Annotated in this window: 19 protein-coding genes, 1 tRNA gene and 1 pseudogene; 13 read left to right on the top strand and 8 right to left on the bottom strand. The window is 63.5% G+C overall.

All coding sequences use genetic code 11. The features are described from left to right. Nucleotides 1–3: 3 nt before the first annotated feature. Entirely contained in the window at nucleotides 4–477 is a 474-nt protein-coding gene (greA, locus tag FJV83_RS36185) for a transcription elongation factor GreA (protein WP_064982947.1), read from the bottom strand. A 108-nt stretch (nucleotides 478–585) separates the two neighbouring features. On the opposite strand from greA, the gene FJV83_RS36180 reads away from it, so the two are divergent. Beyond that, the gene (locus FJV83_RS36180; protein WP_142885053.1) at nucleotides 586–1,962 is read left to right on the top strand and encodes a TIGR03808 family TAT-translocated repetitive protein; all 1,377 of its coding nucleotides are present in this window, start codon (nucleotides 586–588) and stop codon (nucleotides 1,960–1,962) included. Here FJV83_RS36180 and FJV83_RS36175 read toward each other — a convergent pair. Together FJV83_RS36175 and FJV83_RS36170 are read right to left on the bottom strand one after the other, a co-directional pair. Next, on the bottom strand, nucleotides 1,955–2,959 hold the full coding sequence (locus FJV83_RS36175; RefSeq protein ID WP_142885052.1) for an asparaginase: 1,005 nt from the start codon (nucleotides 2,957–2,959) through the stop codon (nucleotides 1,955–1,957). The genes FJV83_RS36180 and FJV83_RS36175 overlap by 8 nt on opposite strands. 125 nt (nucleotides 2,960–3,084) lie before the next feature. Next, a complete protein-coding gene (locus FJV83_RS36170; protein WP_142885051.1) occupies nucleotides 3,085–4,251 on the bottom strand; it encodes an acetyl-CoA acetyltransferase in 1,167 nt (388 codons plus the stop codon). Nucleotides 4,252–4,514: 263 nt separating this feature from the next. Between FJV83_RS36170 and betI the strand changes: the two genes are divergently transcribed. The 5 genes from betI to betB all read left to right on the top strand — a co-directional run bounded on the left by betI (nucleotide 4,515) and on the right by betB (nucleotide 10,820). Further along, nucleotides 4,515–5,105 carry a transcriptional regulator BetI gene (gene betI / locus FJV83_RS36165; protein ID WP_095770802.1) on the top strand — a complete coding sequence of 197 codons (591 nt, stop codon included), beginning with the start codon at nucleotides 4,515–4,517 and terminating at the stop codon, nucleotides 5,103–5,105. Beyond that, nucleotides 5,102–6,631 (top strand): choline-sulfatase, encoded by a 1,530-nt coding sequence (betC, locus tag FJV83_RS36160; protein WP_142885050.1) that lies wholly within the window; start codon nucleotides 5,102–5,104, stop codon nucleotides 6,629–6,631. Before betI ends, betC begins: the two co-directional genes overlap by 4 nt. Beyond that, nucleotides 6,628–7,632, top strand: a complete 1,005-nt coding sequence (locus FJV83_RS36155) for a threonine/serine dehydratase (RefSeq protein ID WP_185973319.1) — start codon at nucleotides 6,628–6,630, stop codon at nucleotides 7,630–7,632. The genes betC and FJV83_RS36155 overlap by 4 nt, the downstream gene beginning before the upstream one ends. Further along, nucleotides 7,625–9,277: a choline dehydrogenase gene (gene betA / locus FJV83_RS36150; protein WP_142875450.1), complete on the top strand. Its 1,653-nt coding sequence runs from the start codon at nucleotides 7,625–7,627 to the stop codon at nucleotides 9,275–9,277. Before FJV83_RS36155 ends, betA begins: the two co-directional genes overlap by 8 nt. 79 nt (nucleotides 9,278–9,356) lie before the next feature. Further along, on the top strand, nucleotides 9,357–10,820 hold the full coding sequence (gene betB, locus FJV83_RS36145; protein ID WP_142875449.1) for a betaine-aldehyde dehydrogenase: 1,464 nt from the start codon (nucleotides 9,357–9,359) through the stop codon (nucleotides 10,818–10,820). Nucleotides 10,821–10,827: 7 nt separating this feature from the next. Here betB and FJV83_RS36140 read toward each other — a convergent pair whose 3' ends face one another. Beyond that, entirely contained in the window at nucleotides 10,828–13,068 is a 2,241-nt protein-coding gene (locus FJV83_RS36140; protein WP_142885049.1) for an AGE family epimerase/isomerase, read from the bottom strand. A gap of 42 nt (nucleotides 13,069–13,110) precedes the next feature. Continuing rightward, the gene (locus FJV83_RS36135; protein ID WP_142885048.1) at nucleotides 13,111–13,734 is read right to left on the bottom strand and encodes a LysR family transcriptional regulator; all 624 of its coding nucleotides are present in this window, start codon (nucleotides 13,732–13,734) and stop codon (nucleotides 13,111–13,113) included. Nucleotides 13,735–13,802: 68 nt separating this feature from the next. Between FJV83_RS36135 and FJV83_RS36130 the strand changes: the two are divergent. The 7 genes and pseudogenes from FJV83_RS36130 to FJV83_RS36100 all read left to right on the top strand — a co-directional run. Further along, a pseudogene (locus tag FJV83_RS36130) lies at nucleotides 13,803–13,979 on the top strand (NmrA/HSCARG family protein); the annotation flags it as partial. A gap of 75 nt (nucleotides 13,980–14,054) precedes the next feature. Continuing rightward, nucleotides 14,055–14,131 (top strand) — tRNA-Pro (locus FJV83_RS36125). Between the two features lie 367 nt (nucleotides 14,132–14,498). Further along, on the top strand, nucleotides 14,499–14,810 hold the full coding sequence (locus tag FJV83_RS36120; RefSeq protein WP_095770809.1) for a hypothetical protein: 312 nt from the start codon (nucleotides 14,499–14,501) through the stop codon (nucleotides 14,808–14,810). Nucleotides 14,811–14,931: 121 nt separating this feature from the next. Next, on the top strand, nucleotides 14,932–15,213 hold the full coding sequence (locus tag FJV83_RS37475) for a hypothetical protein (RefSeq protein ID WP_095770810.1): 282 nt from the start codon (nucleotides 14,932–14,934) through the stop codon (nucleotides 15,211–15,213). A gap of 586 nt (nucleotides 15,214–15,799) precedes the next feature. After that, nucleotides 15,800–16,015 carry a hypothetical protein gene (locus FJV83_RS36110; RefSeq protein ID WP_095770948.1) on the top strand — a complete coding sequence of 72 codons (216 nt, stop codon included), beginning with the start codon at nucleotides 15,800–15,802 and terminating at the stop codon, nucleotides 16,013–16,015. A 184-nt stretch (nucleotides 16,016–16,199) separates the two neighbouring features. After that, nucleotides 16,200–16,457, top strand: coding sequence for a hypothetical protein (locus tag FJV83_RS37470; protein WP_246691961.1), 258 nt, complete (start codon nucleotides 16,200–16,202; stop codon nucleotides 16,455–16,457). Nucleotides 16,458–16,780: 323 nt separating this feature from the next. Then, complete coding sequence (locus FJV83_RS36100) at nucleotides 16,781–17,125, top strand: hypothetical protein (RefSeq protein WP_142885047.1); 345 nt, start codon at nucleotides 16,781–16,783, stop codon at nucleotides 17,123–17,125. A 43-nt stretch (nucleotides 17,126–17,168) separates the two neighbouring features. On the opposite strand, the gene FJV83_RS36095 is transcribed toward FJV83_RS36100, so the two are convergent. Genes FJV83_RS36095 through FJV83_RS36085 form a run of 3 tightly spaced genes read right to left on the bottom strand, consistent with a single transcriptional unit; the run spans nucleotide 17,169 to nucleotide 20,843 of the window. After that, nucleotides 17,169–18,788: an ABC transporter ATP-binding protein gene (locus FJV83_RS36095; RefSeq protein ID WP_095770949.1), complete on the bottom strand. Its 1,620-nt coding sequence runs from the start codon at nucleotides 18,786–18,788 to the stop codon at nucleotides 17,169–17,171. Between the two features lie 17 nt (nucleotides 18,789–18,805). After that, nucleotides 18,806–19,927, bottom strand: coding sequence for an ABC transporter permease subunit (locus FJV83_RS36090; protein ID WP_095786555.1), 1,122 nt, complete (start codon nucleotides 19,925–19,927; stop codon nucleotides 18,806–18,808). Further along, complete coding sequence (locus FJV83_RS36085; RefSeq protein ID WP_142885046.1) at nucleotides 19,920–20,843, bottom strand: ABC transporter permease subunit; 924 nt, start codon at nucleotides 20,841–20,843, stop codon at nucleotides 19,920–19,922. Before FJV83_RS36085 ends, FJV83_RS36090 begins: the two co-directional genes overlap by 8 nt. Nucleotides 20,844–20,988: the final 145 nt, after the last annotated feature.

Here is a 20,988-nt window from a genome sequence, read left to right as displayed (position 1 = left end):
GCCCTAACTGTCCGAAAGCTTGACGATTTCCCATTCCTTGCCGTTGACCGCGGCCACGTCGCCGACCTTCTTGCCGAACAGCGCGACGGCCATGGGCGAAACATGCGAAATGCTTCCCTTGGTAGGATCGGCCTCGTCCTCGCCGACAATCTTCCAATGCACTTTCTTGCCATCGTCGCCTTCCAGCGTGACGCCCATGCCGAAGCGGACGACGTCGCTACCGGGCTCCGGCACGGAAAGCTCGGCGTTTTCGCGCCGCGCCGTCCAGTAGCGTAGATCGCGTGACACCACCGCGATGCGCTCGCGATCGGCTTTCTTCTCGGCTTTCGCCAGAACGTCGCGCAGATCGGCCAGATTCTCCTCGATCTGCGCCAGGCCGCGTTCCGTCACAAGATTGCGATGCGTGCTGATCGGCCGCTCGCCGACGCCGGCGATAGCATTCTCGCTGTCTTCTTCGCGGGTAAAAGCTCTGCTCATTGGCTGAACCTAGGCCTTGAGCGCCTGCTCTACAAGTCATTGTGAAAACGAACAGAACGTTTGGCACGATTCCTGCGACGTCAGGTTGAACGCTGGGATTCTGTGCCGATGTTGAACAGACGAACGCTGCTAATCGGAACCGCCGGCTTTGCCGTTGTGGGCCTCGCGCTCGGCAAGGGGGCGGCCGCCGGCCTGACCGGTATCGAAAAAGCCTCGATGCGCGGTTCCATCAATGCCACCGAACTGGGCGTGCAGCCCGGCACGTTCGACGACCAGAGCAAGGCCTTCGCCAAGCTGCTGCGCGACGCGAACAGCCGGGACATGCCGGTGTTCCTGCCAGCGGGCACCTATGTGGTATCCAATCTCTCGCTGCCCAGCCGCGTGCGCCTTTCCGGCGTGCCGGGCGCGACGCGGATCGTCTATGGCGGCGACGGTCATCTCTTCATGGCCGAACAGGCCGACCATATCGAACTGAGCGGGCTGGTCTTCGACGGTTCGAACCGCTCGATGGGCGACTATGCGCAAGGACTGCTCGATCTTCGACGGGTCGGCCATCTCGTTGTCGACAATTGCCAGATAACCGGCAGCGGCAAGAACGGGCTGGCGCTGGAACATGCGACAGGCCGCATTGAGCGCTCCGACATATCGGGCGCCGCGGACGCCGGCATCTATTCGGTCGAGGCGGCTGGACTGACGATATCAGGCAACACGGTCTTCGACTGTGCCAATGGCGGCATCCTCGTGCATCGCTGGCGGGCGGCCGAAGACGGCACGATGGTCACGGGCAATCGTGTCGAACGCATCGGCGCGCGCAGCGGCGGGACCGGCCAGAACGGCAATGGCATCAACGCCTTCCGTGCCGGCAACGTCATCATTTCGGGCAATGTCGTCTCGGATTGCGCTTTCTCGGCGATCCGCGCCAACAGTTCCAGCAATCTGCAGATTTCCGGCAATACCTGCTCGCGCTCGGGCGAGACCGCGGTCTATTCCGAATTCTCGTTCGAGGGTGCGGTCATCAGCAACAACATCGTCGACGGCGCGGCCAACGGCATCTCGATCGTCAACTTCAACGAAGGCGGCCGCATGGGTGTCTGCTCAGGCAACATCGTGCGCAATCTGTCGACCAGCGGGCCCTACACCGCCGATCCGCCAGGCTTCGGCGTCGGCATCGGCGTCGAGGCAGACACCATCGCTTCCAACAACGTCATCGAGAACGCGCCGCTCTACGGCATGTCGATCGGCTGGGGACCGTATCTGCGCAATGTCGTGGCCACGGGCAACATCATCCGCAAGGCCGGCACAGGCATCGTCGTCAGCGTGGTAGAGGGTGCGGGCACTGCCGTCATCTCCGACAACGTCATCGACGGCGCGTTGAACGGCGCCGTGATCGGCCAGCGCTGGGCCGAGCCGGTGACGTCAGACCTCACCCAGCTAAGCAGCAGCGGCTTTGCGCATTTGACCGTTGAGCGCAACCGCGTCAGTTGAGGGCGGCAGTCGGCCTCACCGCGCCTACCTTGGCTCCGATCCGGCTTTGGATCGGCGCATTTGCCAGTTCGATGAGTTTCGCCGCCAGGGCCTCGTCCGAACGCAGCAGCTTGGCGAGGACGGCGGCGACCATGGCTTCACTGGCGCGGTGGGCGCCATCATCGCATTTGAGCGCAATACCGAGGCCTAGTTCCGGAATTGCGGCACAGTGCACACCTTCGGCGCCGCCTTTCGCAAAAATCCGCCCAGGTGCTGCCTGCATCAGCGCGACGTCCTCGCGGCCAGTGCCGGCGACAAAGAAAGGCTCCGCCATGCAGGCAGCCAGCAGCCGCTTTGCCGCCTTGGCCCGCTCGGGGCCGAATCCATTTGTCGTGGCCATGCGGGCAAAGCCGAGCGCGAAGCTCCTGAGTGGCACCGCATAGGTCGGGATCGAGCAGCCGTCGGTCGCGCGCTCATCGGCGCCATGGACAGCACCCGTGACCGACTGCATCGCGTCGCGCACCATTTCCTGCAAGGCGTGGCCCGCCTTGACGTAGCCACTGTGCGCAATGCCGGAATGCACGCAGGTGCAGAGAAAGCCGGAATGTTTGCCCGAGCAATTGTTATGCAGCGCATTTGGAGAACCGCCGGCTCGCGCGAGTGCAATCTCGGCGGCATGGCTCGAGGGCCAGTGCGCGCCGCATTCGAGCGCGGACCCGTCGAGCCCGGCCCTGGCCAGCATGGACCGCGCCAGGTCGACATGCTCCGGTTCGCCCGAATGGGAGGCGCAGGCCAGCGCCAGCTCGCGGTTGCCAAAGCCATAGGCATCGGCGGCACCGGTTTCGACCAGCGGCAAGGCCTGGATGGCCTTGACCGCCGAACGCGGGAACACTGGTTTCGAGGTGTCGCCGATCTCCAACACCGGTTTGCCGTCGGCGTCGAAAACCGCGACTGCACCGCGATGCGCGCTCTCGACGATCGCGCCGCGCAGGACCTCGATCAGAACCGGATTTGCCATGCCACCTCCCGCAGCGCATGTCCTCGAAAATCGAAATCGATCTCGGGGTCATGCACAAAATCAAAGTGTTACAGCGTCCTTTGCGCGCCCCAAAAAGGCGCGTGGCGCTGTAATGTCGGGGCGGTTTACCTGATCCGGTCGAGAATGGAAACGTAGTTGGCGACCGCAGCGCCACCCATGTTGAAGATGCCGCCAAGCTTCGCGCCGGGCACCTGGATGCCGCCGGCTTCGCCGACAAGCTGCATGGCGGTCAAGACGTGCATGGAGACACCGGTGGCGCCGATCGGGTGGCCCTTGGCCTTCAGCCCGCCGGAGGGATTGACCGGCAGGCGGCCGTCCTTGGCCGTCGTACCATCGAGCGCCAGCTTCGCGCCCTCGCCGGGCTTGGCGAGGCCCATCGCCTCGTATTCGATCAGTTCGGCAATGGTGAAGCAGTCGTGCGTCTCGACAAAGGACAGGTCGTCGAGTGTCACGCCGGCGTTCTTCAGCGCACGGGTCCAGGCCTGTTCGCAGCCCTCGAAAGCCAGGATGTCGCGCTTCGACATTGGCAGGAAATCCTGCACATGCTCGTTGGCGCGGAAGGCGACGGCGCGGCGCATCTTCAGGGCGGTCGCCGTGTCGGCAAGGATAAGGGCGGCAGCGCCGTCCGAGACCAGCGAGCAGTCGGTGCGCTTGAGAGGACCGGCGACGAAGGGGTTCTTCTCGCTCTCCTGCCGGCAGAATTCATAGCCGAAATCCTTGCGCATCTGTGCATAGGGATTGTCGACGCCGTTCTTGTGGTTCTTGGCAGCGATCATCGCCAGCGCGTCCGACTGGTCGCCATAGCGCTGGAAATAGGCCCGCGCGATCTTGCCGAAGACGCCGGCAAAGCCCGCCGGTGTCTCACCATCCTCTGGTAGATAGGACGCTTTCAGCAGGTTCTTGCCAATCTCGGGTCCCGGCGTCGTCGTCATCTGCTCGGCACCGACCACCAGCACGATGCGGGCAGCGTTGGCGTCGATGGCACGGATGCCTTGCCGGACCGCCGCCGATCCCGTGGCGCAAGCGTTCTCGACACGCGTTGCCGGCTTGAAGCGCAGCCGGTCGTCGGCCTGAAGCACCAGGCTCGCGGTGAAATCCTGCGCCGAGAAGCCGGCGTTGAAATGGCCAAGCACGATCTCGTCGACCTCCTCCGGGCCGATGCCGGCATGGTCGAGCGCATCCGTCGCGACCTTGACGATGAGGTTTTCGAGCGTCTCGCCCTCGAGCTTGCCGAAGCGCGAATGCGCCCAGCCAACGATGCATACGGTCATTGCAATCTCCATCCTTGGCGCCATGCAAGGTGTATTGGGATTCAGATGATGCCGGCCTGCAAATGGCCTCCCCTGCAGCTCAACACACCTTAGCATACCGGGCTCATGGCGCACTTCGCCTTTATTGTTCAAAGATAAACATTCTCGCCCATACCGTGAAGGGCCGGAACAGGACAATCGCTTGGTACAGGTCGTGCTCACGTCGATTTTTTGTTGATTGACGCGTCAATAAAAAATAACCTCCGGCAAAAATCGGGAACAGCATGCCAAAAGTCGGAATGGAGCCACTGCGCCGCAAGGCGCTCATCGACGCTGCGATCTCGGCGATCGGCGAGCGCGGCTCGCTTGACGTAACCATGTCCGAGATCGCCGGGCGCGCCGGCGTATCCTCGGCCCTTGCCCATCATTATTTCGGCGCCAAGGACGAACTGCTGTTTGCAACGATGCGGCACATCCTCGCCGAACTGACCATCGACATGCGCCGCGCCCTGCAATCCGCCAAGTCCCCGCGCGAACGCGTCGCCGCAGTGGTCGCCGTCAACTTCTCCGACATCCAGTTCCAGGCCGAAACCATCGCGGCCTGGCTTGCCTTCTATGTCGAGGCGCAGAAATCATCGGCGTTGCGCCGATTGCTCAAGATATACGCGCGGCGGCTGCATTCGAACCTGATGAGCGGACTGACCGGCATCCTGCCCAGGGCCGAGGCCGACCGCGCCGCCGAAGCGACAGCGGCGATGATCGACGGGCTCTACATCAGGCGCGCGCTGAAGGACGGCGTGCCCAACGCCGCGACCGCGATCGCGCTGGTCGAGGACTATCTCGAAACCAAACTCGGCGAGCGGCAAAAACAGTGACGGCGAAGCGACCCAATTTCCTGATCGTCATGGTCGATCAGCTCAACGGCACTTTTTTCGCCGACGGCCCGGCAGGCTTCCTGCATGCGCCGCATTTGAAGGCGCTCGCGGCGCGTTCGGCCCGTTTCAAGAATAACTACACGGCCTCGCCGCTCTGCGCGCCGGGCCGCGCCTCGTTCATGAGCGGCCAGTTGCCGTCGCGCACCGAGGTCTATGACAACGCCGCCGAATTCGCCTCGTCGATCCCGACCTTTGCCCATCACCTGCGCGCCGACGGCTATCACACCGTGCTGTCGGGCAAGATGCATTTCGTCGGGCCGGACCAGTTGCACGGCTTCGAGGAGCGGCTGACCACCGACATCTATCCCGCCGATTTCGGCTGGACGCCGGACTACCGCAAGCCCGGCGAGCGCATCGACTGGTGGTATCACAATCTGGGCTCGGTGACCGGCGCCGGCGTCGCCGAAACCTCGAACCAGATGGAATATGACGACGAAGTCGCCTTCCACGCGGTGCAAAAACTCTACGACTTCGCGCGCATCTCCGACGATGCGGCGCACCGGCCCTGGTGCCTGACGGTTTCCTTCACCCATCCGCACGACCCCTATGTGGCGCGGCGGCAGTACTGGGATCTCTATGAGGATTGCCCGGCGCTCGAACCGGAAGTGGGCTTCATCCCCTACGACGGCCAGGATCCGCACTCGCAGCGGCTCTACAAGGCTTCCGACTACGACAGTTTCGACATCACGGCAGAGCAAATCCGCCGCTCGCGGCGCGGCTATTTCGCCAACATCTCCTATCTCGACGACAAGGTCGGCGAGCTGCTGTCCGTGCTCGAGCGCACACGCATGCTCGACGACACGATCATCCTGTTCTGCTCGGACCATGGCGACATGCTCGGCGAGCGTGGCCTGTGGTTCAAGATGTGCTTCTTCGAGGGCTCGGCGCGGGTGCCGCTGATGATCGCCGGCAAGGACATTCCCGCCGGCATGATCGAAGCGCCGGTCTCCAATCTCGACGTGACGCCGACGCTGTGCGATCTCGCCGGCATCGACATGAGTGCGATCGCGCCATGGACCGACGGCCAGTCGCTGCTGCCGCTGCTGAATGGGAAGCCACGCACCGCACCGGTGCTGATGGAATACGCGGCCGAGGGGTCCAACGCACCGTTGGTGGCGATCCGCGACGGCCGCTACAAGTTCGTCCATTGCGAGATCGATCCGCCGCAACTCTATGATATCGAAGCCGACCCACATGAATTGAGCAATCTCGCCGCCGATCCGGCGCATGCCGATCTGGTGGCGGCTTTCACTGAAAAGGTGCGCGCACGCTGGGACATGGCGGCCTTCGACGCGGCAGTGCGGGCCAGCCAGGCGCGGCGCTGGGTGGTCTATCCGGCGCTGCGCAACGGCACGCACTACCCCTGGGAGTTCCAGCCGCTGCAGAAGGCCTCGGAACGCTACATGCGCAACCACATGGATCTCAACGTGCTCGAAGAGCAGAAACGCTTTCCGCGAGGCGAATGATGGCAGACCTTCTCGTCCCTTCCCTCGATCATCTCAAGCGGGCCTATGCCGTCACCTCCAGGGCGACGCAGATCACGCCGCTGCTGGAATCGACCGCACTGGCCCGGGAGACCGGTGCGGCGCGCGTCTTCATCAAGCCGGAATCGCTGCAATGGGCCGGATCCTTCAAGATACGCGGCGCCTATTGGCGGCTGAAGCGGCTGTCGGCCGACGAGGCGAGGAAGGGCGTCGTCGCCTATTCCTCCGGCAATTTCGCGCAAGGCCTGGCGGCCGCCGGCCAGGCGCTCGGTATTCCCGTCACCATCGTCATGCCGATCGATGCGCCGGCCGCCAAGCGTGACGCGACCGCGGGCTATGGTGCGCGCGTGGTGCTGACCGACCATGGCGAGCGCGCGCGTGAAGAGGTCGCCGCGGCCAAGGCGCGCGAGATCGCCGAGACGGAAGGGCTGGCCCTGCTGCATCCCTTCGACGATCCGGAGATCGTCGCCGGCCAAGCTGGCGCCGGCCTCGAAGCGCTCGACCAGCTTGAGGCCAAGGGTGCCAGCGCCGACCTGTTGTTCTGCGCGGTCGGCGGCGGCGGGCTGATCGGCGGCGTTTCGCTGGCCTTCCACTATCTGTCGCCGGCGACAGAGATCATCGGCGTCGAGCCGGAAGGTTTTGATGGCATGGGCTCGTCGCTGGCGCATGGCAGCATCGAGACCATGCCGATCGGCCCGAAGTCGATCTGCGACGGGCTGATGTCGCGGCGGCCGGGCGACGCGCCGTTCGCGGCGGTCAGGACCGCGGGTGTTCGCGGCATCACCGTCGACGACCAATCGGTGCGGCGTGCCATGCGGATCGCCTTCGAGAGGATGAAGCTGGTGCTGGAGCCGTCCGGGGCTGCGTCGCTGGCGGCGCTGCTCGGCGGCAAGGTGGATGTGGCGGGTAAAACCGTCCTTGTTGTGGCTACCGGCGGCAATGTCTCGCTCGCCGATTTTATGGCGCATATGAACCATGCTTGAAGCGGATTTCGTTATCATCGGCTCCGGCTCCGCCGGCTCGGCCATGGCCTACCGCCTGTCGGAAGACGGCAAGCATTCGGTCATCGTCATCGAATTCGGCGGCAGCGATATCGGACCGCTGATCCAGATGCCGTCGGCGCTGTCGATCCCGCTCAATATGAGCCTTTACGACTGGGGTTTTGCCAGCGAGCCGGAACCGCATCTCGGCGGCCGCGTGCTGGCGACGCCGCGCGGCAAGGTGATCGGCGGTTCGTCCTCGATCAACGGCATGGTCTATGTGCGCGGCCATGCCCGCGACTTCGACCACTGGGCCGAAGAAGGTGCAACGGGTTGGGGCTTTGCCGACGTGCTCCCCTACTTCAAGCGCATGGAGGACAATGACGGCGGCGAGGACGGCTGGCGCGGACACGGCGGGCCGCTGCATGTGCAGCGCGGTTCGCGTAAAAATCCGCTCTACGGCGCCTTCGTCGAAGCGGGCCGCCAGGCCGGGTTCGAACTGACCGACGACTACAACGGCTCGAAGCAGGAAGGTTTCGGGCCGATGGAACAGACCATCCGCGGCGGCCGCCGCTGGTCGGCGGCATCAGCCTATCTGAAGCCGGCGCTCAACCGGAAAAACGTGAGTCTGGTCAAGGGCTTTGCCCGTCGGGTGATCATCGAGAATCAACGGGCCGTCGGCGTCGAGATCGAGGCTCACAAACAGATTCAGGTCGTTAAGGCGCGACGTGAGGTGATCGTCGCCGCCTCTTCGATCAACTCACCCAAAATCCTGATGCTGTCCGGCATCGGGCCGGCCGAGCATTTGCGCGAAAACGGCATTGCCGTGGTCGCCGACCGGCCCGGCGTCGGCCGCAATCTGCAGGACCATATGGAGCTTTATATCCAGCAGGAATCGACCAAGCCGATCACGCTGAATTCCGTGCTGAACCCGTTCTCCAAGGCACTGATCGGCGCGCAGTGGCTGTTCTTCAAATCCGGTCTCGGCGCCACAAACCATTTCGAAGCCGCCGCCTTCGTACGCTCGCGCGCCGGCGTCGATTATCCCGACATCCAGTACCACTTCATCCCGGCGGCGGTGCGCTATGACGGCAAGGCGGCGGCGAAGTCACACGGCTTCCAGGCGCATGTCGGGCCGATGCGGTCGAAGTCGCGCGGCTCTGTGACCCTGCGTTCGCCGGACCCGAAAGCGAAGCCGGTGATCCGCTTCAACTACATGTCGCATCCGGACGACTGGGCGGAGTTCCGCCACTGCATCCGGCTGACCCGCGAGATCTTCGGCCAGCCGGCGTTCGACGCCTTTCGCGGCCAGGAAATCTCGCCGGGCAGCCATGTGCAGTCGGACGACGATCTCGATGTCTTCATTCGCGACCATGCCGAGAGCGCCTACCACCCGTGCGGCACCTGCAAGATGGGTCGCGCCGATGATCTGATGAGTGTTGTCGATCCGGAATGCCGGGTCATCGGCGTCGACGGGCTGCGGGTCGCTGATTCCTCGATCTTCCCGCGCGTCACCAACGGCAATCTCAACGCGCCGTCGATCATGACCGGCGAGAAGGCGTCCGACCACATTCTCGGCCGCACGCCGCTGGCGCCGTCCAACCAGGAACCCTGGATCAATCCGCGCTGGCAGCAGTCGGACAGATAGAGCATGATCCACCCGACAGATTGAGCCGTCCCTAGATCGAGCCGCCCATTCTTGGGGCGCAGACATTCGGAGACTACCCATGCGCGCCCAGCCCACGGCATCGCACTATGTCAACGGACGCTATATCGACGACGAGCAAGGAGCGCCGCTGCCGGTCATCTATCCGGCAACCGGCGAGACCATCGCCATGCTGCGCTCGGCGACGCCGAATGTGCTGGAACTCGCCATCGAGGCCGCACGCACCGCGCAGCCGGCCTGGGCGCGGCTGAAGCCGGTCGAGCGCGGCCGCATCCTGCGCCGCGCCGCCGACATTCTGCGTGCCCGCAATGCCGACCTCGCCCGCATCGAGACGCTCGACACCGGTAAGGCGATCCAGGAGACGCTGGTGGCGGATGCGCCTTCCGCCGCTGACTGCCTTGAATATTTCGGCGGCGCGGTCGCCGCCTACAATGGCGAGGCCGTCGATCTCGGCGGGCCCTTCGCCTACACGCGGCGCGAGGCGCTTGGCGTCTGCGTCGGCATCGGCGCCTGGAATTATCCGATCCAGATCGCCGGCTGGAAATCCGCGCCGGCGCTCGCCATGGGCAATGCCATGGTGTTCAAGCCGTCGGAAAACACGCCGCTTTCGGCACTGGCGCTCGCCGAAATCTACAGCGAGGCCGGCCTGCCCGACGGGCTGTTCAACGTCGTTCAGGGCTATGGCGATGTTGGCGCGGGCCTTGTCGGCCACGATGTCGTCGCCAAGGTTTCGGTCACCGGCTCGGTGCCGACCGGGCGCAAGGTGCTGTCGCTTGCCGGTTCGAAGATGAAGCACGCGACGATGGAGCTCGGCGGCAAGTCGCCGCTGATCGTCTTCGACGACGCCGACATCGAAAACGCCATTGGCGGCGCCATGCTCGGCAATTTCTACTCCACCGGCCAGATCTGCTCGAACGGCACGCGGGTCTTCGTGCAGAGCGGCATTCATGACCGCTTCGTCGAGCGGCTGGTCGAGCGGACGAAGAAAATCCGCGTCGGCGACCCGCTCGATCCCGAAACGCAGATGGGACCATTGGTCTCCAAGGCGCAGCACGACAAGGTCGTCGGCTATATCGCAGTCGGCAAGCAGGATGGCGCTGTTCTGGCCTGTGGCGGCAACGTGCCTTCGCTGCAGGGTTTCCAGGGCGGCTTCTTCGTCGAACCGACGGTGTTCACCGGTGTCACCGACACCATGCGCATCGCCCGCGAGGAGATTTTCGGACCGGTCATGAGCGTGCTGAAATTCGACGGCGAGGACGAGGTGATCGACCGCGCCAACGACACCGAATTCGGCCTTGCCGCCGGCGTCTTCACCCGCGACCTGCCGCGCGCCCACCGTGTCATCGCCGAGCTGCAGGCCGGCACCTGCTGGATCAACGCCTACAATCTGACGCCGGTGGAAATCCCCTTCGGCGGCTTCAAGCAGTCCGGCATCGGCCGCGAGAATTCTCTGGCGGCATTGGCGCTCTACTCGCAACTGAAGTCGATCTATGTCGAGACCGGGGACGTGGCGAGCCCGTATTGAGCCGAGCCTAGACCGCCTCCGCCGCCGTCCCATCCAGATACTGCGTCAGTGCGCAGACCAGATGATAAAAAATGCTGGCCGGAACATCTGACGCCAGCGAGCGGCCGCGTTCGTCGATGCGATCGATCCACAGGCCGAGCGGGGCCGGGTCGATGTGCCAGCGGAACAGCCGGCCGACACGGGCCTCGATCTCGGGCTTCAGGTCGGGGCCGCCTGAGCCGTCCAACGCGATCGCCGCCTTGATGGCTTCGGCCTGCGGCCAGCTGCGCGAGATCAGGTCGAGCGGCAGGCCTTGCCTGGAGACGGCGCCATAGGCAAGGCCGGTGGCCCGGTTGAGGCCGTTGGCGATGGCCGAGGCGTAGAGTTTCCTGGCGAAGCCGCTCAGTTCGGCCTGGCCGCTGCGTCCGGCGAAATCGACCAGGAGCGAAGCCCATTCGAAGTGATGGCCTGGCTCGGTCCAGCCGCCTTTTTCGCCTGCAGCCGGCTTCCATTCGGCATCGAAATATTCGCCGAGCGTCCAGCTCTCGGCATCGAAGAAATGGCTGCGGAAGAGGTCGATGATGCGCGCCGCGCGGCGCAGATGGGCGCGCTCGCCGGTCGCCTGATACCAGGCGAGAAAGGCTTCCAGCAAATGCATATGCGGATTTGAGCGACGCTCGCCCTCTCCGTCCGATGTCTCGAGGAAGCCAGTCATGCGATGATCCTCGAGATGGGCGTCGAGGAAGGCGAAGGTTTCCTCACCGAGCCGCAAGGCATCGGGATTGCCTGACATATGCGCATGCGCCAGCGCCAAGAGCACGCAGGAATGATCGTAGGCGTCTTCCGTGGCGTCGGCGACAGCGCCGTCGACATTCAGCGTGCGCACCCAACCGCCGCGTTGGGTGCGACCCTTTCCTGCCATGAAGTCGATGCCATGCGAGATCAGCCGCTCGGCCGGGCCAGTCCAGCCGCGCTCCTTGGCAACCGCGAAGGCATAGACTTGGCGGGCCTGCGTGCGCATGCGCTTCGGCTTTATCAGCGGTGAGCCGTCGAAGCCAAGCGCTTCATGGAAGCCGCCATGGCGCTCGTCGACGCCCGATGTCGACCACAGCGGCAAGGTTTCCTGGAACAGCCAGTGGTGCACGCGCCGCCGCCAGGCGCCGCTTTCGATGACGCGATCATGCGCCGGGGTGAATCTGGTTTCCAGCCGGCCCGATTTCTCGAGCTGCTCGACCACCTTCTTGACGTGCTGGCTGTGGCTTACCGGAGCGACGAAAGTTGCGTCCGATGTCGAGACGATGGCAACATCCTTCATGCCGATCGCCGACAAAAGGCGGCCGTCGCTGCGGATGTAGGAGTTCTCGCAATCGATGGCGACGACATCGCCGACAATGACATTGCCCAGGTCATCGGCAGGGCCGACATCGAGCAGGGACTGCCAGGAGCCGAGATCGTTCCAGCGGAAGCCCGCCGGCACCATCGCGATGTCCCTCGCCCGCTCCATGATGGCATAGTCGATCGAATTCGACGGGATGGCCGCGTAGAGCTCGAGCGGCATATAGAGGCCGGACAGATCCGATGTCGCCGCTGTGTAGGCCGCTTCGGTCGACTGCCAGATGTCCGGCTGGAACATAGCGAAAGCGTCGCGCATGGCACCGGCGCGAAACAGAAAGATGCCGGTGTTCCAATAGAAATTTCCGGCTTCGAGATAGCCCTGCGCGGTCGCCAGGTCCGGCTTTTCGACGAAGCGCGAAACGTCGAACACTCCGCCCTTCTCGGCGGAGACCTCGATATAGCCATAGCCGGTTTCGGGCTGTGTCGGCTTGATGCCGAACACAACGAGCCGGCCGGCGCGCGCCGCCTCGGCGCCTGCCTCGACGCTCTGCCAGAATTGCCCTGCCGTCGATATTTCGTGGTCCGACGGCACCACCAGCATCAGGCTGTCGCCGAATTCGGACAAGGTGCGCAGCGTTGCAAGGGCCACCGCCGCGGCGGTGTTGCGCCCTGTGGGTTCGAACAGCGGACCGCCACCGGCAAGATCGAGGCCGGCGAGATCGGCATGAACGCGTTCGGCGTGGCGCTCCGAGGCAATCAGGAAGATCGGAGTTTTACCGTCGGGCCTTACCGCCAGGCGGCGCAAGGTCTTGGCCAGCATGGAGCCATCACCCGAAAAATCGTGAAACTGCTTCGGATTGTCCTCGCGCGACAACGGCCAGAGCCGCGAGCCGACGCCGCCGCTCATGACAAAACTGACGATGCGCTGACTCATTCGGGTCTCGCTGAGAAGTTGGTCGGAAGTAGCAGACATGCCTTAAGCCGTGTTTGCCCGATTGGAAATCCGCTCGACCGCCAGGTCGATGAAGGCCTTAACCGGGGGTGAAAGGTGCCGGCTGCTGGGAAAGAGAACGTGCAGGCCGCCGGCCGGCGTCGTGTAGCCGTCCAGAACGCGCCGCAACCGCCCCTCGTTGATCAGCCCGTCGGCCAGCGGCTGGGGCAATTGGGCAATGCCGAAACCCGCGAGCGCGGCCGCCACCACCGCCTGCATCTCGTTGGCGGCGAAGCGCCCGGCGACCACGACAGTTTCCTGGCCTTGTGGTCCATCCAGCACCCGATGAGCGCCTGAGGCCGACGGGCCCGCGATGACGCATCGATGGCGGGCAAGATCGGCCGGGCCTTCCGGCATTCCGTAGCGTGCGAGATAGTCATGGCTGGCGCAGAGCAGCCTGTGGGTGGAACCCAGCCTGCGGGCGATGAGCGTCGAATCCTCGAGCCTTCCGGTGCGGAAGGCAAGGTCGACGCCGTCCTCGATCACGTAGAGCTTGTCGACACGGCGGCTGACGGTCGTCTTGGGCATAGCCAGCAGGCGCGCGGCAGCGGTGAAGCTGCCGGCTTCGACGACGCGGGCAAACACGACGACATCGTTGAGATCGATCATTGTATTTATTTGTGGGACAATTTTTTCCAATTATAGGCAATTATCAACGAGATAGAGCCTAATTTTGCTCCAGACAACAGCAGGGCGAGGACGCGGCACTGATGTTCGAATGGTTCGACCGGGTCGGCTACGCTGTCGATATCGCGGCCTTGCGCAGGCAATTTCCCGAGGTGCGGTGGCGTGGTTTTGCCGACTGGGCGCACGCGTTCGACTGGGGCGCCAGCGGCCTGCGCGGCGAAAGCTGATGAAATGCGACAGAAGCGCTGCCATTGCCGCTTGCAGGAATGAAGTGTGGCGGCTATAAGCCCGCCGTCTGGTCACGGAGTGTAGCGCAGCCTGGTAGCGCACCTCGTTCGGGACGAGGGGGTCGCAGGTTCAAATCCTGCCACTCCGACCAGAAAAAACAGATACTTAAATATCTGTTCTCCCGATGCCCACGGTTTGGGATCGCGTTTTACGCGCAGCGGGAGCGTAGCCCTATGTCCTTCCTGATTCCTGCGATGCTGCTCGCCAATTGGCCGGTCGTTCTGGACGGCGACACGATCGTGCTCGATGGAACGCATGTCCGAATCGCCATCTCCTCTCGACGCAGCGGCGTGAGACGGGCATTCTTGTGGATGTTCATTCGGACCCTCCGATGAGTGCTGAAGCCTGGTAACTCCAGTCTCCTTGGTCCGGTCCGAAGGGACAACCTCCTGAAAGCTCACAGCTCGTCGGCATGTTTTCCCGAGGAATGCCAGAATGCCGGTGGCATCGGAGCCAATATGAAAAGACTGGTTTTCGCAGCGGTGGTGTTTGCATTTGCCTGCCATTGCGCGCCTTCTCAGGCTGACGATGAGCGGTCATGCCAGATCATGGCAGCCGCAACCCTGCTTTCCGGGAAGACCAACTGCAGAGACGGCGACATCGCCACCATCGCCGGCGTCACCGCCAAAGAGGTGCCGGAAGCGATAGCCAGGTATTGCGATTTTTGGGCACAGATCGTCGTGCTGCCCGTCGCGAGCGCGTCCGATGCATCGAGCCACTTCGTTCTTTGCAAGTACCGCCAGCGAGAGGCGGCCCCCTCTCAGCCTTAGCCCTACGGCTGGCCCATTCGGTTTGCCGGAGGCGGTCTGACTGTCCTGGGACACCCCGGAACCAAAGGGCCTAGCGGCAGTTATCCAACGAAGGGCTAATCAAGGTAATGGAGAAATTGCAATGAAATCAATTATCATGTGCGCCTTGGCGCTTTCCATCGGATTGCCGGCTGTCGCTTCGGCGGCCGAAGCCGACGTCATCATCAGGACTCACCATCGCCACCACAGCAACGTCAAGATCATCAACGAGTACGGCCAGCGCCTGCATCACCGCCACCACGGTACGGTAGCGTTCTACGATCATGGCCGCCGGCACCATCGTCCAGATGCCGTCATTGTCACGAGCTCGGTCTCCAAGCACCATCACCGTCGCCCCGTGGTGATCCAAAACAACGACTATTGATTGGCCCTAAGGCCCGGCTCGTTACAGCCGGGCCTTCTGCATGAAATCTGAAATGCCGCTGGGCGATCTGCGTGCCGGCACAAGGCATCATCGACGAACGGTCGCGCGATTACGATGCCATTCGGCCTCGCGAAATCTCGCCTTGTAGGCTGGGATGCCGGCTACCGGCGCCTGCAGATATTTGGGTTCGCCCACCACGCCAGCGCAGCGGACGAACCCTATCGGCGCAGGAAGGGACGTAGCTGCGCCAATCTGCCAAATATTCCTACTCTCGGATCGTCAGCCAAAGGCTATTCCAATCGCCATGAAGGTGATGGGCATGGCGAAGATCACTGCAAGCAACCAGCGTGCCTGGCGAACACTGTTGTCCATCAGCTTCCTCCCGAACGTGTAGGCGACAACGGCTACGAACGGTGGCCGTTCCGAGCAGCAACACAGGCAGGACCATTGCATTTTGCGGCCAGACCAAGGTCCGGCGCTCCGCCGGACCGAAGCCCAGCCAGGGAACGTTTTCGCTGCGGCTCAGTTTCGAGTGGTTGGGCGCGGGGACGATCAAACGAGGAAGCGAAACTGGATGAACGTCACCATGTCTAACAGCGAGGCCATACAATCCGATGTCTTGGGGGTGCGCGTAGCTGACCTCGAGGCCAGAATGCGGCAGGCCCGGATTACCATGAGCGAAATGAAGACCTTCCAAAAGGTCGCGGCCATGATGGTCGGCGGACGAGGCAGCATTGATGGCGACGATTTGATCGCCGCGTCCTTCGTTGCGGACACATTCCTGGACGAGAAAACGCTCTGAAACCATGCGGACAATCAGCAAGCTTTTTGATTCCCACGCCGAAGCCGCCCGGGTTGCTGGAGAGCTGGTGGCGGTCGGTGTTCCGCGCGTTCAGATTGCCATTATCGGGCCCTACCAGGACGAACTAACAGTCCTAAGGTCTCCAGGCGTCATCCTTTGTGCCGTCGGTGCGGCATTGGCTTGCGTGAGCGCCCTCGCGGTCTACGGCGTCAGTTCTCCTCCGGCCGGACTGCCGGCAACAGCACTGGTTTGCGCGGTCTGTGGCGGCGGTGCCGGCGGGCTGCTCGGTGCCTTCATGACCACAGCGGCAAGGTCGGATGATCGCAGCGTTGCCGAGGGCATCGTCTTGGTGACGGCGCATGTCGATGAAAATGAGACCGGCATCGCCCAGGCAGTGCTGGACGGTTGCGCTCCCACCGCGATCATCGCCGAAGCAGCCTGAATTTCAGGCAGGCTGAACGAACGGCGGCACGAAGGCTGGGCGCCACAACCAGCGCGAGCCGCCGAGGTCGCACCGTCGGCCAGGAATCGACGGAAGGCCGCCCCGGCATCAACCGAGGCGGCCCCTCTTCGTTTCCAGTGATTGCATCAAGACACGGGACGGACACCAACTTCGAGGGACCGGGAACGTTCCCATATCGGCTGGCCTCTGTGGTCCATGCCCGTAGGGCTCTTTCGCGAGCCCAATCTTTGACGAAATAATCGTCGGCTCCAGATAGTTCGGTGGATATGATGAAGCCAGTGAAACGGTGAGCCGGTGTGGACATGAATTTGATCGCGACGACGACCTCGACACCGGTTCTTGTGATTGCGGTGCTTCTCGTTACCGGCTGCTCGTCGATCGGCACGACCGCCGATCCGGCGACGTACGATAGAATGAGCTGCACCGAACTCAACAGCGCGCTAGGCGAAAAGGCCACCGAAATCTCACAGACCGCCGTCACCCGGGGCAAGGTCGTCAACACCAGTGTTCCGCGCTGGCTGCTTGGTGTTTCGCGCGTGAAGACCGCTGTCGCCAACCGTGAAACCGCCCGGATCGACCGGCTGAAACAGCAGCAGGACGCCATCGCCGCTGCGCGCGCTCGCAATTGTCCCAAGTCAGCGGGCTGAGCGAACGGACGCCGCCAAAATGATTGCCTTTACCTGAAACGTCTCAGGCGCTCAGCCGGAATCGGGTGACATCGATCGCCGCCGCCATCAGCGTCTGCGTGTAGACGTGCTGCGGGTTGCTGAAGATTGCCTCTGTAGGCCCCTCCTCGACGATCTTGCCCTGTTTCATGACGATGATGTAGTCGGCCATGGCGCGCACCACGGCGAGGTCGTGGCTGATGAACAGGTAGGACAGTTCATGGTCCGCCTGCAGCTTGCGCAGGAGTTCGACGATCTGTTTCTGCACCGAGCGGTCGAGCGCCGAGGTCGGTTCGTCCAGCACGACCATCTTTGGTTTCAGGATCATGGCGCGGGCAATGGCGATGCGCTGCCGCTGGCCGCCGGAGAATTCGTGCGGGTAGCGGTTGCGGGCGTTGGGATCGAGGCCGACTTCACGCAAGGCCTCGACCGCGCGCTGGTCGCGCTGCTTGCCCGAAAGATTGGGCTCATGCACCAGCAGCCCTTCGGTGATGACCTGGCCGACGGTCATGCGCGGCGACAGCGAGCCGAAAGGATCCTGGAAGACGAGTTGCATCTGGCGCCGCAGCGGCCGCATCGCCTGGCGGTCGGCTGTCGAAATGTCGCGATCGCCAAAACGAATCAAGCCGTCGCTCGGCAGCAGCCGCAGCAGAGCGCGGCCAAGCGTCGATTTTCCCGAGCCGGATTCGCCAACAATGCCGATGGTCTGGTTACGCTGCAGCCGGATCGAAATGTCGTCGACGGCGCGCAGCATCAGCGGCTCGCCGGCCAGAAACCCGCCGCCGATCCTGAATGTGACCTCGACATGCCTGCCTTCGAGCACCACGGGTGCATTGGCGGGCGGCGGCGCCTTGCTTCCCGTCGGCTCTGCCGCCAGCAGCATCTTGGTATAGGCGTGCTGCGGGTTGGCGAAGATCGCTCCCGCCTCGCCCTCCTCGACCACCTCGCCCTGGCGCATGACATAGACCCGATCGGCGAAGCGCCGGACGATGCCGAGATCGTGGGTGATGAAGACGATGGCCATGCCGAGCTTGCGCTGCAATTCGGCGAGCAGCATCAGGATCTGCGCCTGGATGGTCACGTCGAGCGCCGTGGTCGGCTCGTCGGCGATCAGGATGTCGGGATCGTTGGCGAGCGCCATGGCGATCATCACACGCTGGCGCTGGCCGCCGGACATTTCGTGCGGGTAGGATTTCATCCGCCGTTCGGGATCGGGAATGTGCACCAGCCGCAAGAGCTTGAGCGCCTCTTCGCGCGCCTCGGCGGCATTCAGGCCGCGATGCCGGCGGATCGGTTCGATCAGCTGATTGCCGATCGAATAGAGCGGATCGAGCGAGGTCATCGGCTCCTGGAAGATCATGCTGATCTTGGCGCCACGCACCTTGTTCAGGTCGGATTTACTCAGCGTCAGCAGGTTGCGGCCGCGATAGTCGACGCTGCCCGTGGCCTCGCCGTTCGAGGCGAGCAGGCTCATCGCCGCCATCATGGTCTGGCTCTTGCCGGAGCCGGACTCGCCGACCACGGCGACGGTCTCGCCGGCATTGACGTGGATGTTGATGCCCTTCACCGCTTCGACCGCGCCGTCGAGCGTGCGGAAGCGGACACGCAGGTCCTTGACGCTGAGGATCGTTTCGGGAGTGGCCATGTCAGCGGTGCCCATCTTTATCGATCTCTCGGGTCGAGCGCGTCGCGCAGGCCATCGCCGACGAAGTTCAGCGCAAACAGCGTCGAGACGAGGAAGAAAGCAGGAAACAGGAGCAGCCAGTTGGCGGTGCCGATGTTCTTGGCGCCGACCGAAATCAGCACGCCCCAGCTGGTCATCGGCTCCTGCACGCCAAGGCCGAGGAACGACAGGAAACTCTCCAGGATGATGACCTGCGGCACCAGCAAGGTCATGTAGATGACGACCGGGCCGAGCAGATTGGGGATGACGTGGCGCAGCAGGATGCCGCGCTGGCCGACGCCCATGGCTTCCGCCGCCTGGACATATTCCTGGCGGCGGATCGACAGCGCCTGGCCGCGCACGATGCGCGCCATGTCGAGCCACAGCACCGCGCCAACCGCCAGGAACATCAGCACGAAGTTGCGGCCGAAGAACACCACCAGCATGATGACGAAGAAGATGAACGGCAAGGAATAGAGCACATCGACGATGCGCATCATCACCTCGTCGATCCTGCCGCCGGAGAAACCCGCGGCGGCGCCATAGATCACCCCGATCACCACCGCGACGACGCCGGCGAGCAGGCCGATGGCCAGTGAGATGCGACCGGCCATCAGCGTGCGCGAGAGCAGATCGCGGCCGGTGTTGTCGGTGCCGAACAGAAAATATTGCTGCTTGACCGACGCGCTCATCGTCACTTCCAGACCGTCGGGCGACTTGCTCTCGATCTTGGTGTCGTCAAAGGCATCGGAGCGGTCGAGGTAGCGGATGTTGCGGTCATCGATCGGCTTGGTCGACTTGACTGCGACGAAGACCTGATTGCCCTCCTGGTGCCATTCCTTGATATCGACCCGCATGCGCTTGATCGCATCATTGAGCGCGGACTCGATCATGTCGGGCTTCGGATAGGCTGTCAGGCTTGGCGGCATGCGCACATAGTCGGCATAGATGGTCGTGTACTGATGCGGCACGAACCAGGGGCCAAACACGCTGACGAGCCCGATCAAGGCGAGGTAGTAGAGGCTGAACATGGCGGCGCGGTTGGCCTTGAGACGCGCCCAGGCATCGCCCCACAGCGAGCGGCCGACGATAGCGGGAGCAGTGGCTGCGATGTCAGTCATAGCGCACCCTCGGGTCGACGACCGCGTACATGACGTCGACGATCAGGTTGAAGACGATGGTGAAGATGGCGATCACCACCACCGTTCCCATCACCAGCGTGTAATCGCGGTTGAGCGCGGCATCGACGAAGTAGCGGCCGACGCCGGGAATGGAGAAGATCGTCTCGACTATGACGGAGCCGGTCAAAAGGGCCGCCGCCGCCGGGCCGGTGAAGGAAACGATCGGCAGGATGGCGCCGCGCAAGGCGTGTTTGACCACAACCGACCAGTCGGAAAGGCCGAGCGCGCGGGCGGTGCGGATGTGATGGGATCGCAGCGATTCGATCATGGAGCCGCGCATCAGGCGGGCGACGATGGCGATCTGCGGCAAGGCAAGCGTCAGCACCGGGCCGACCTTGTTGATGAAGGCGCCATCGCCCCAGCCGCCGATCGGCAGAAATTTCCAGGTCAGGCCGAAGAGAAGCTGGATCACCGGCGCGATGACAAAGGTGGGGATGGTGCTGCCGGCCGTGGCCAGCGCAATCACCGTATAGTCGCCAAGCTTGTTCTGGTTGAGCGCGGCGATGGAGCCGAGCACGGAACCGAGCAGCAGCGCCAGGATCAGGGCCGAGGCGCCGAGCTGCACCGAAATGGGCAGGCCCTTGGCGAACAGTTCGGTGACGGTGAAATCCGGCATGTTGTAGCTCGGGCCAAAATTGCCGCGTAAGAGATTGCCGAGATAGTGGACATATTGCAGCCAGAGCGGATCGTTGAGGCCGAACTGGGCTTCAAGGTTGGCTTTGATCTCGGGGCTCAGCCCCCGCTCCTGGTTGAATGGCCCGCCTGGCGCGACGCGCATCAGGAAGAACGCCATCGTCACAATGACGAACAGCGTCGGTATGGCGGTCAAAAGCCGCCGGAATACGTATCGCAGCATCGGTGCCCCACTTGATCCGGAACACGCCTGTCCGATGGGACCATTGTGCTCCAGCCTTCAAATCTTCGCACCGGATTTTCCGAAAATCGATTGCGCTTCCCGGCCGATGCGATGGCAAACCAGCACCGCCGCGCACGAAGTGCGC

Source organism: Mesorhizobium sp. WSM4307 (assembly GCF_007003945.1).
Classification (GTDB): domain Bacteria; phylum Pseudomonadota; class Alphaproteobacteria; order Rhizobiales; family Rhizobiaceae; genus Mesorhizobium.
The sequence above is the reverse complement of the archived record's forward strand: the minus strand, read 5'-3'. Positions and strand labels throughout refer to the sequence as shown.

What these genes read in the sequence shown, in the direction of transcription:
- FJV83_RS36135 (WP_142885048.1), bottom strand. Translation starts at nt 13,734, where the DNA reads ATGATCGATCTCAACGATGTCGTCGTGTTTGCCCGCGTCGTCGAAGCC.
- betB (WP_142875449.1), top strand. Translation starts at nt 9,357, where the DNA reads ATGCGCGCCCAGCCCACGGCATCGCACTATGTCAACGGACGCTATATC.
- greA (WP_064982947.1), bottom strand. Translation starts at nt 477, where the DNA reads ATGAGCAGAGCTTTTACCCGCGAAGAAGACAGCGAGAATGCTATCGCC.
- FJV83_RS36110 (WP_095770948.1), top strand. Translation starts at nt 15,800, where the DNA reads ATGTCTAACAGCGAGGCCATACAATCCGATGTCTTGGGGGTGCGCGTA.
- FJV83_RS36090 (WP_095786555.1), bottom strand. Translation starts at nt 19,927, where the DNA reads ATGACTGACATCGCAGCCACTGCTCCCGCTATCGTCGGCCGCTCGCTG.
- betI (WP_095770802.1), top strand. Translation starts at nt 4,515, where the DNA reads ATGCCAAAAGTCGGAATGGAGCCACTGCGCCGCAAGGCGCTCATCGAC.
- FJV83_RS36120 (WP_095770809.1), top strand. Translation starts at nt 14,499, where the DNA reads ATGAAAAGACTGGTTTTCGCAGCGGTGGTGTTTGCATTTGCCTGCCAT.
- FJV83_RS36095 (WP_095770949.1), bottom strand. Translation starts at nt 18,788, where the DNA reads ATGGCCACTCCCGAAACGATCCTCAGCGTCAAGGACCTGCGTGTCCGC.
- FJV83_RS36085 (WP_142885046.1), bottom strand. Translation starts at nt 20,843, where the DNA reads ATGCTGCGATACGTATTCCGGCGGCTTTTGACCGCCATACCGACGCTG.
- betA (WP_142875450.1), top strand. Translation starts at nt 7,625, where the DNA reads ATGCTTGAAGCGGATTTCGTTATCATCGGCTCCGGCTCCGCCGGCTCG.
- FJV83_RS36100 (WP_142885047.1), top strand. Translation starts at nt 16,781, where the DNA reads ATGAATTTGATCGCGACGACGACCTCGACACCGGTTCTTGTGATTGCG.
- FJV83_RS36170 (WP_142885051.1), bottom strand. Translation starts at nt 4,251, where the DNA reads ATGACCGTATGCATCGTTGGCTGGGCGCATTCGCGCTTCGGCAAGCTC.
- FJV83_RS36175 (WP_142885052.1), bottom strand. Translation starts at nt 2,959, where the DNA reads ATGGCAAATCCGGTTCTGATCGAGGTCCTGCGCGGCGCGATCGTCGAG.
- FJV83_RS36155 (WP_185973319.1), top strand. Translation starts at nt 6,628, where the DNA reads ATGATGGCAGACCTTCTCGTCCCTTCCCTCGATCATCTCAAGCGGGCC.
- FJV83_RS36180 (WP_142885053.1), top strand. Translation starts at nt 586, where the DNA reads ATGTTGAACAGACGAACGCTGCTAATCGGAACCGCCGGCTTTGCCGTT.
- FJV83_RS37475 (WP_095770810.1), top strand. Translation starts at nt 14,932, where the DNA reads ATGAAATCAATTATCATGTGCGCCTTGGCGCTTTCCATCGGATTGCCG.
- FJV83_RS36140 (WP_142885049.1), bottom strand. Translation starts at nt 13,068, where the DNA reads ATGAGTCAGCGCATCGTCAGTTTTGTCATGAGCGGCGGCGTCGGCTCG.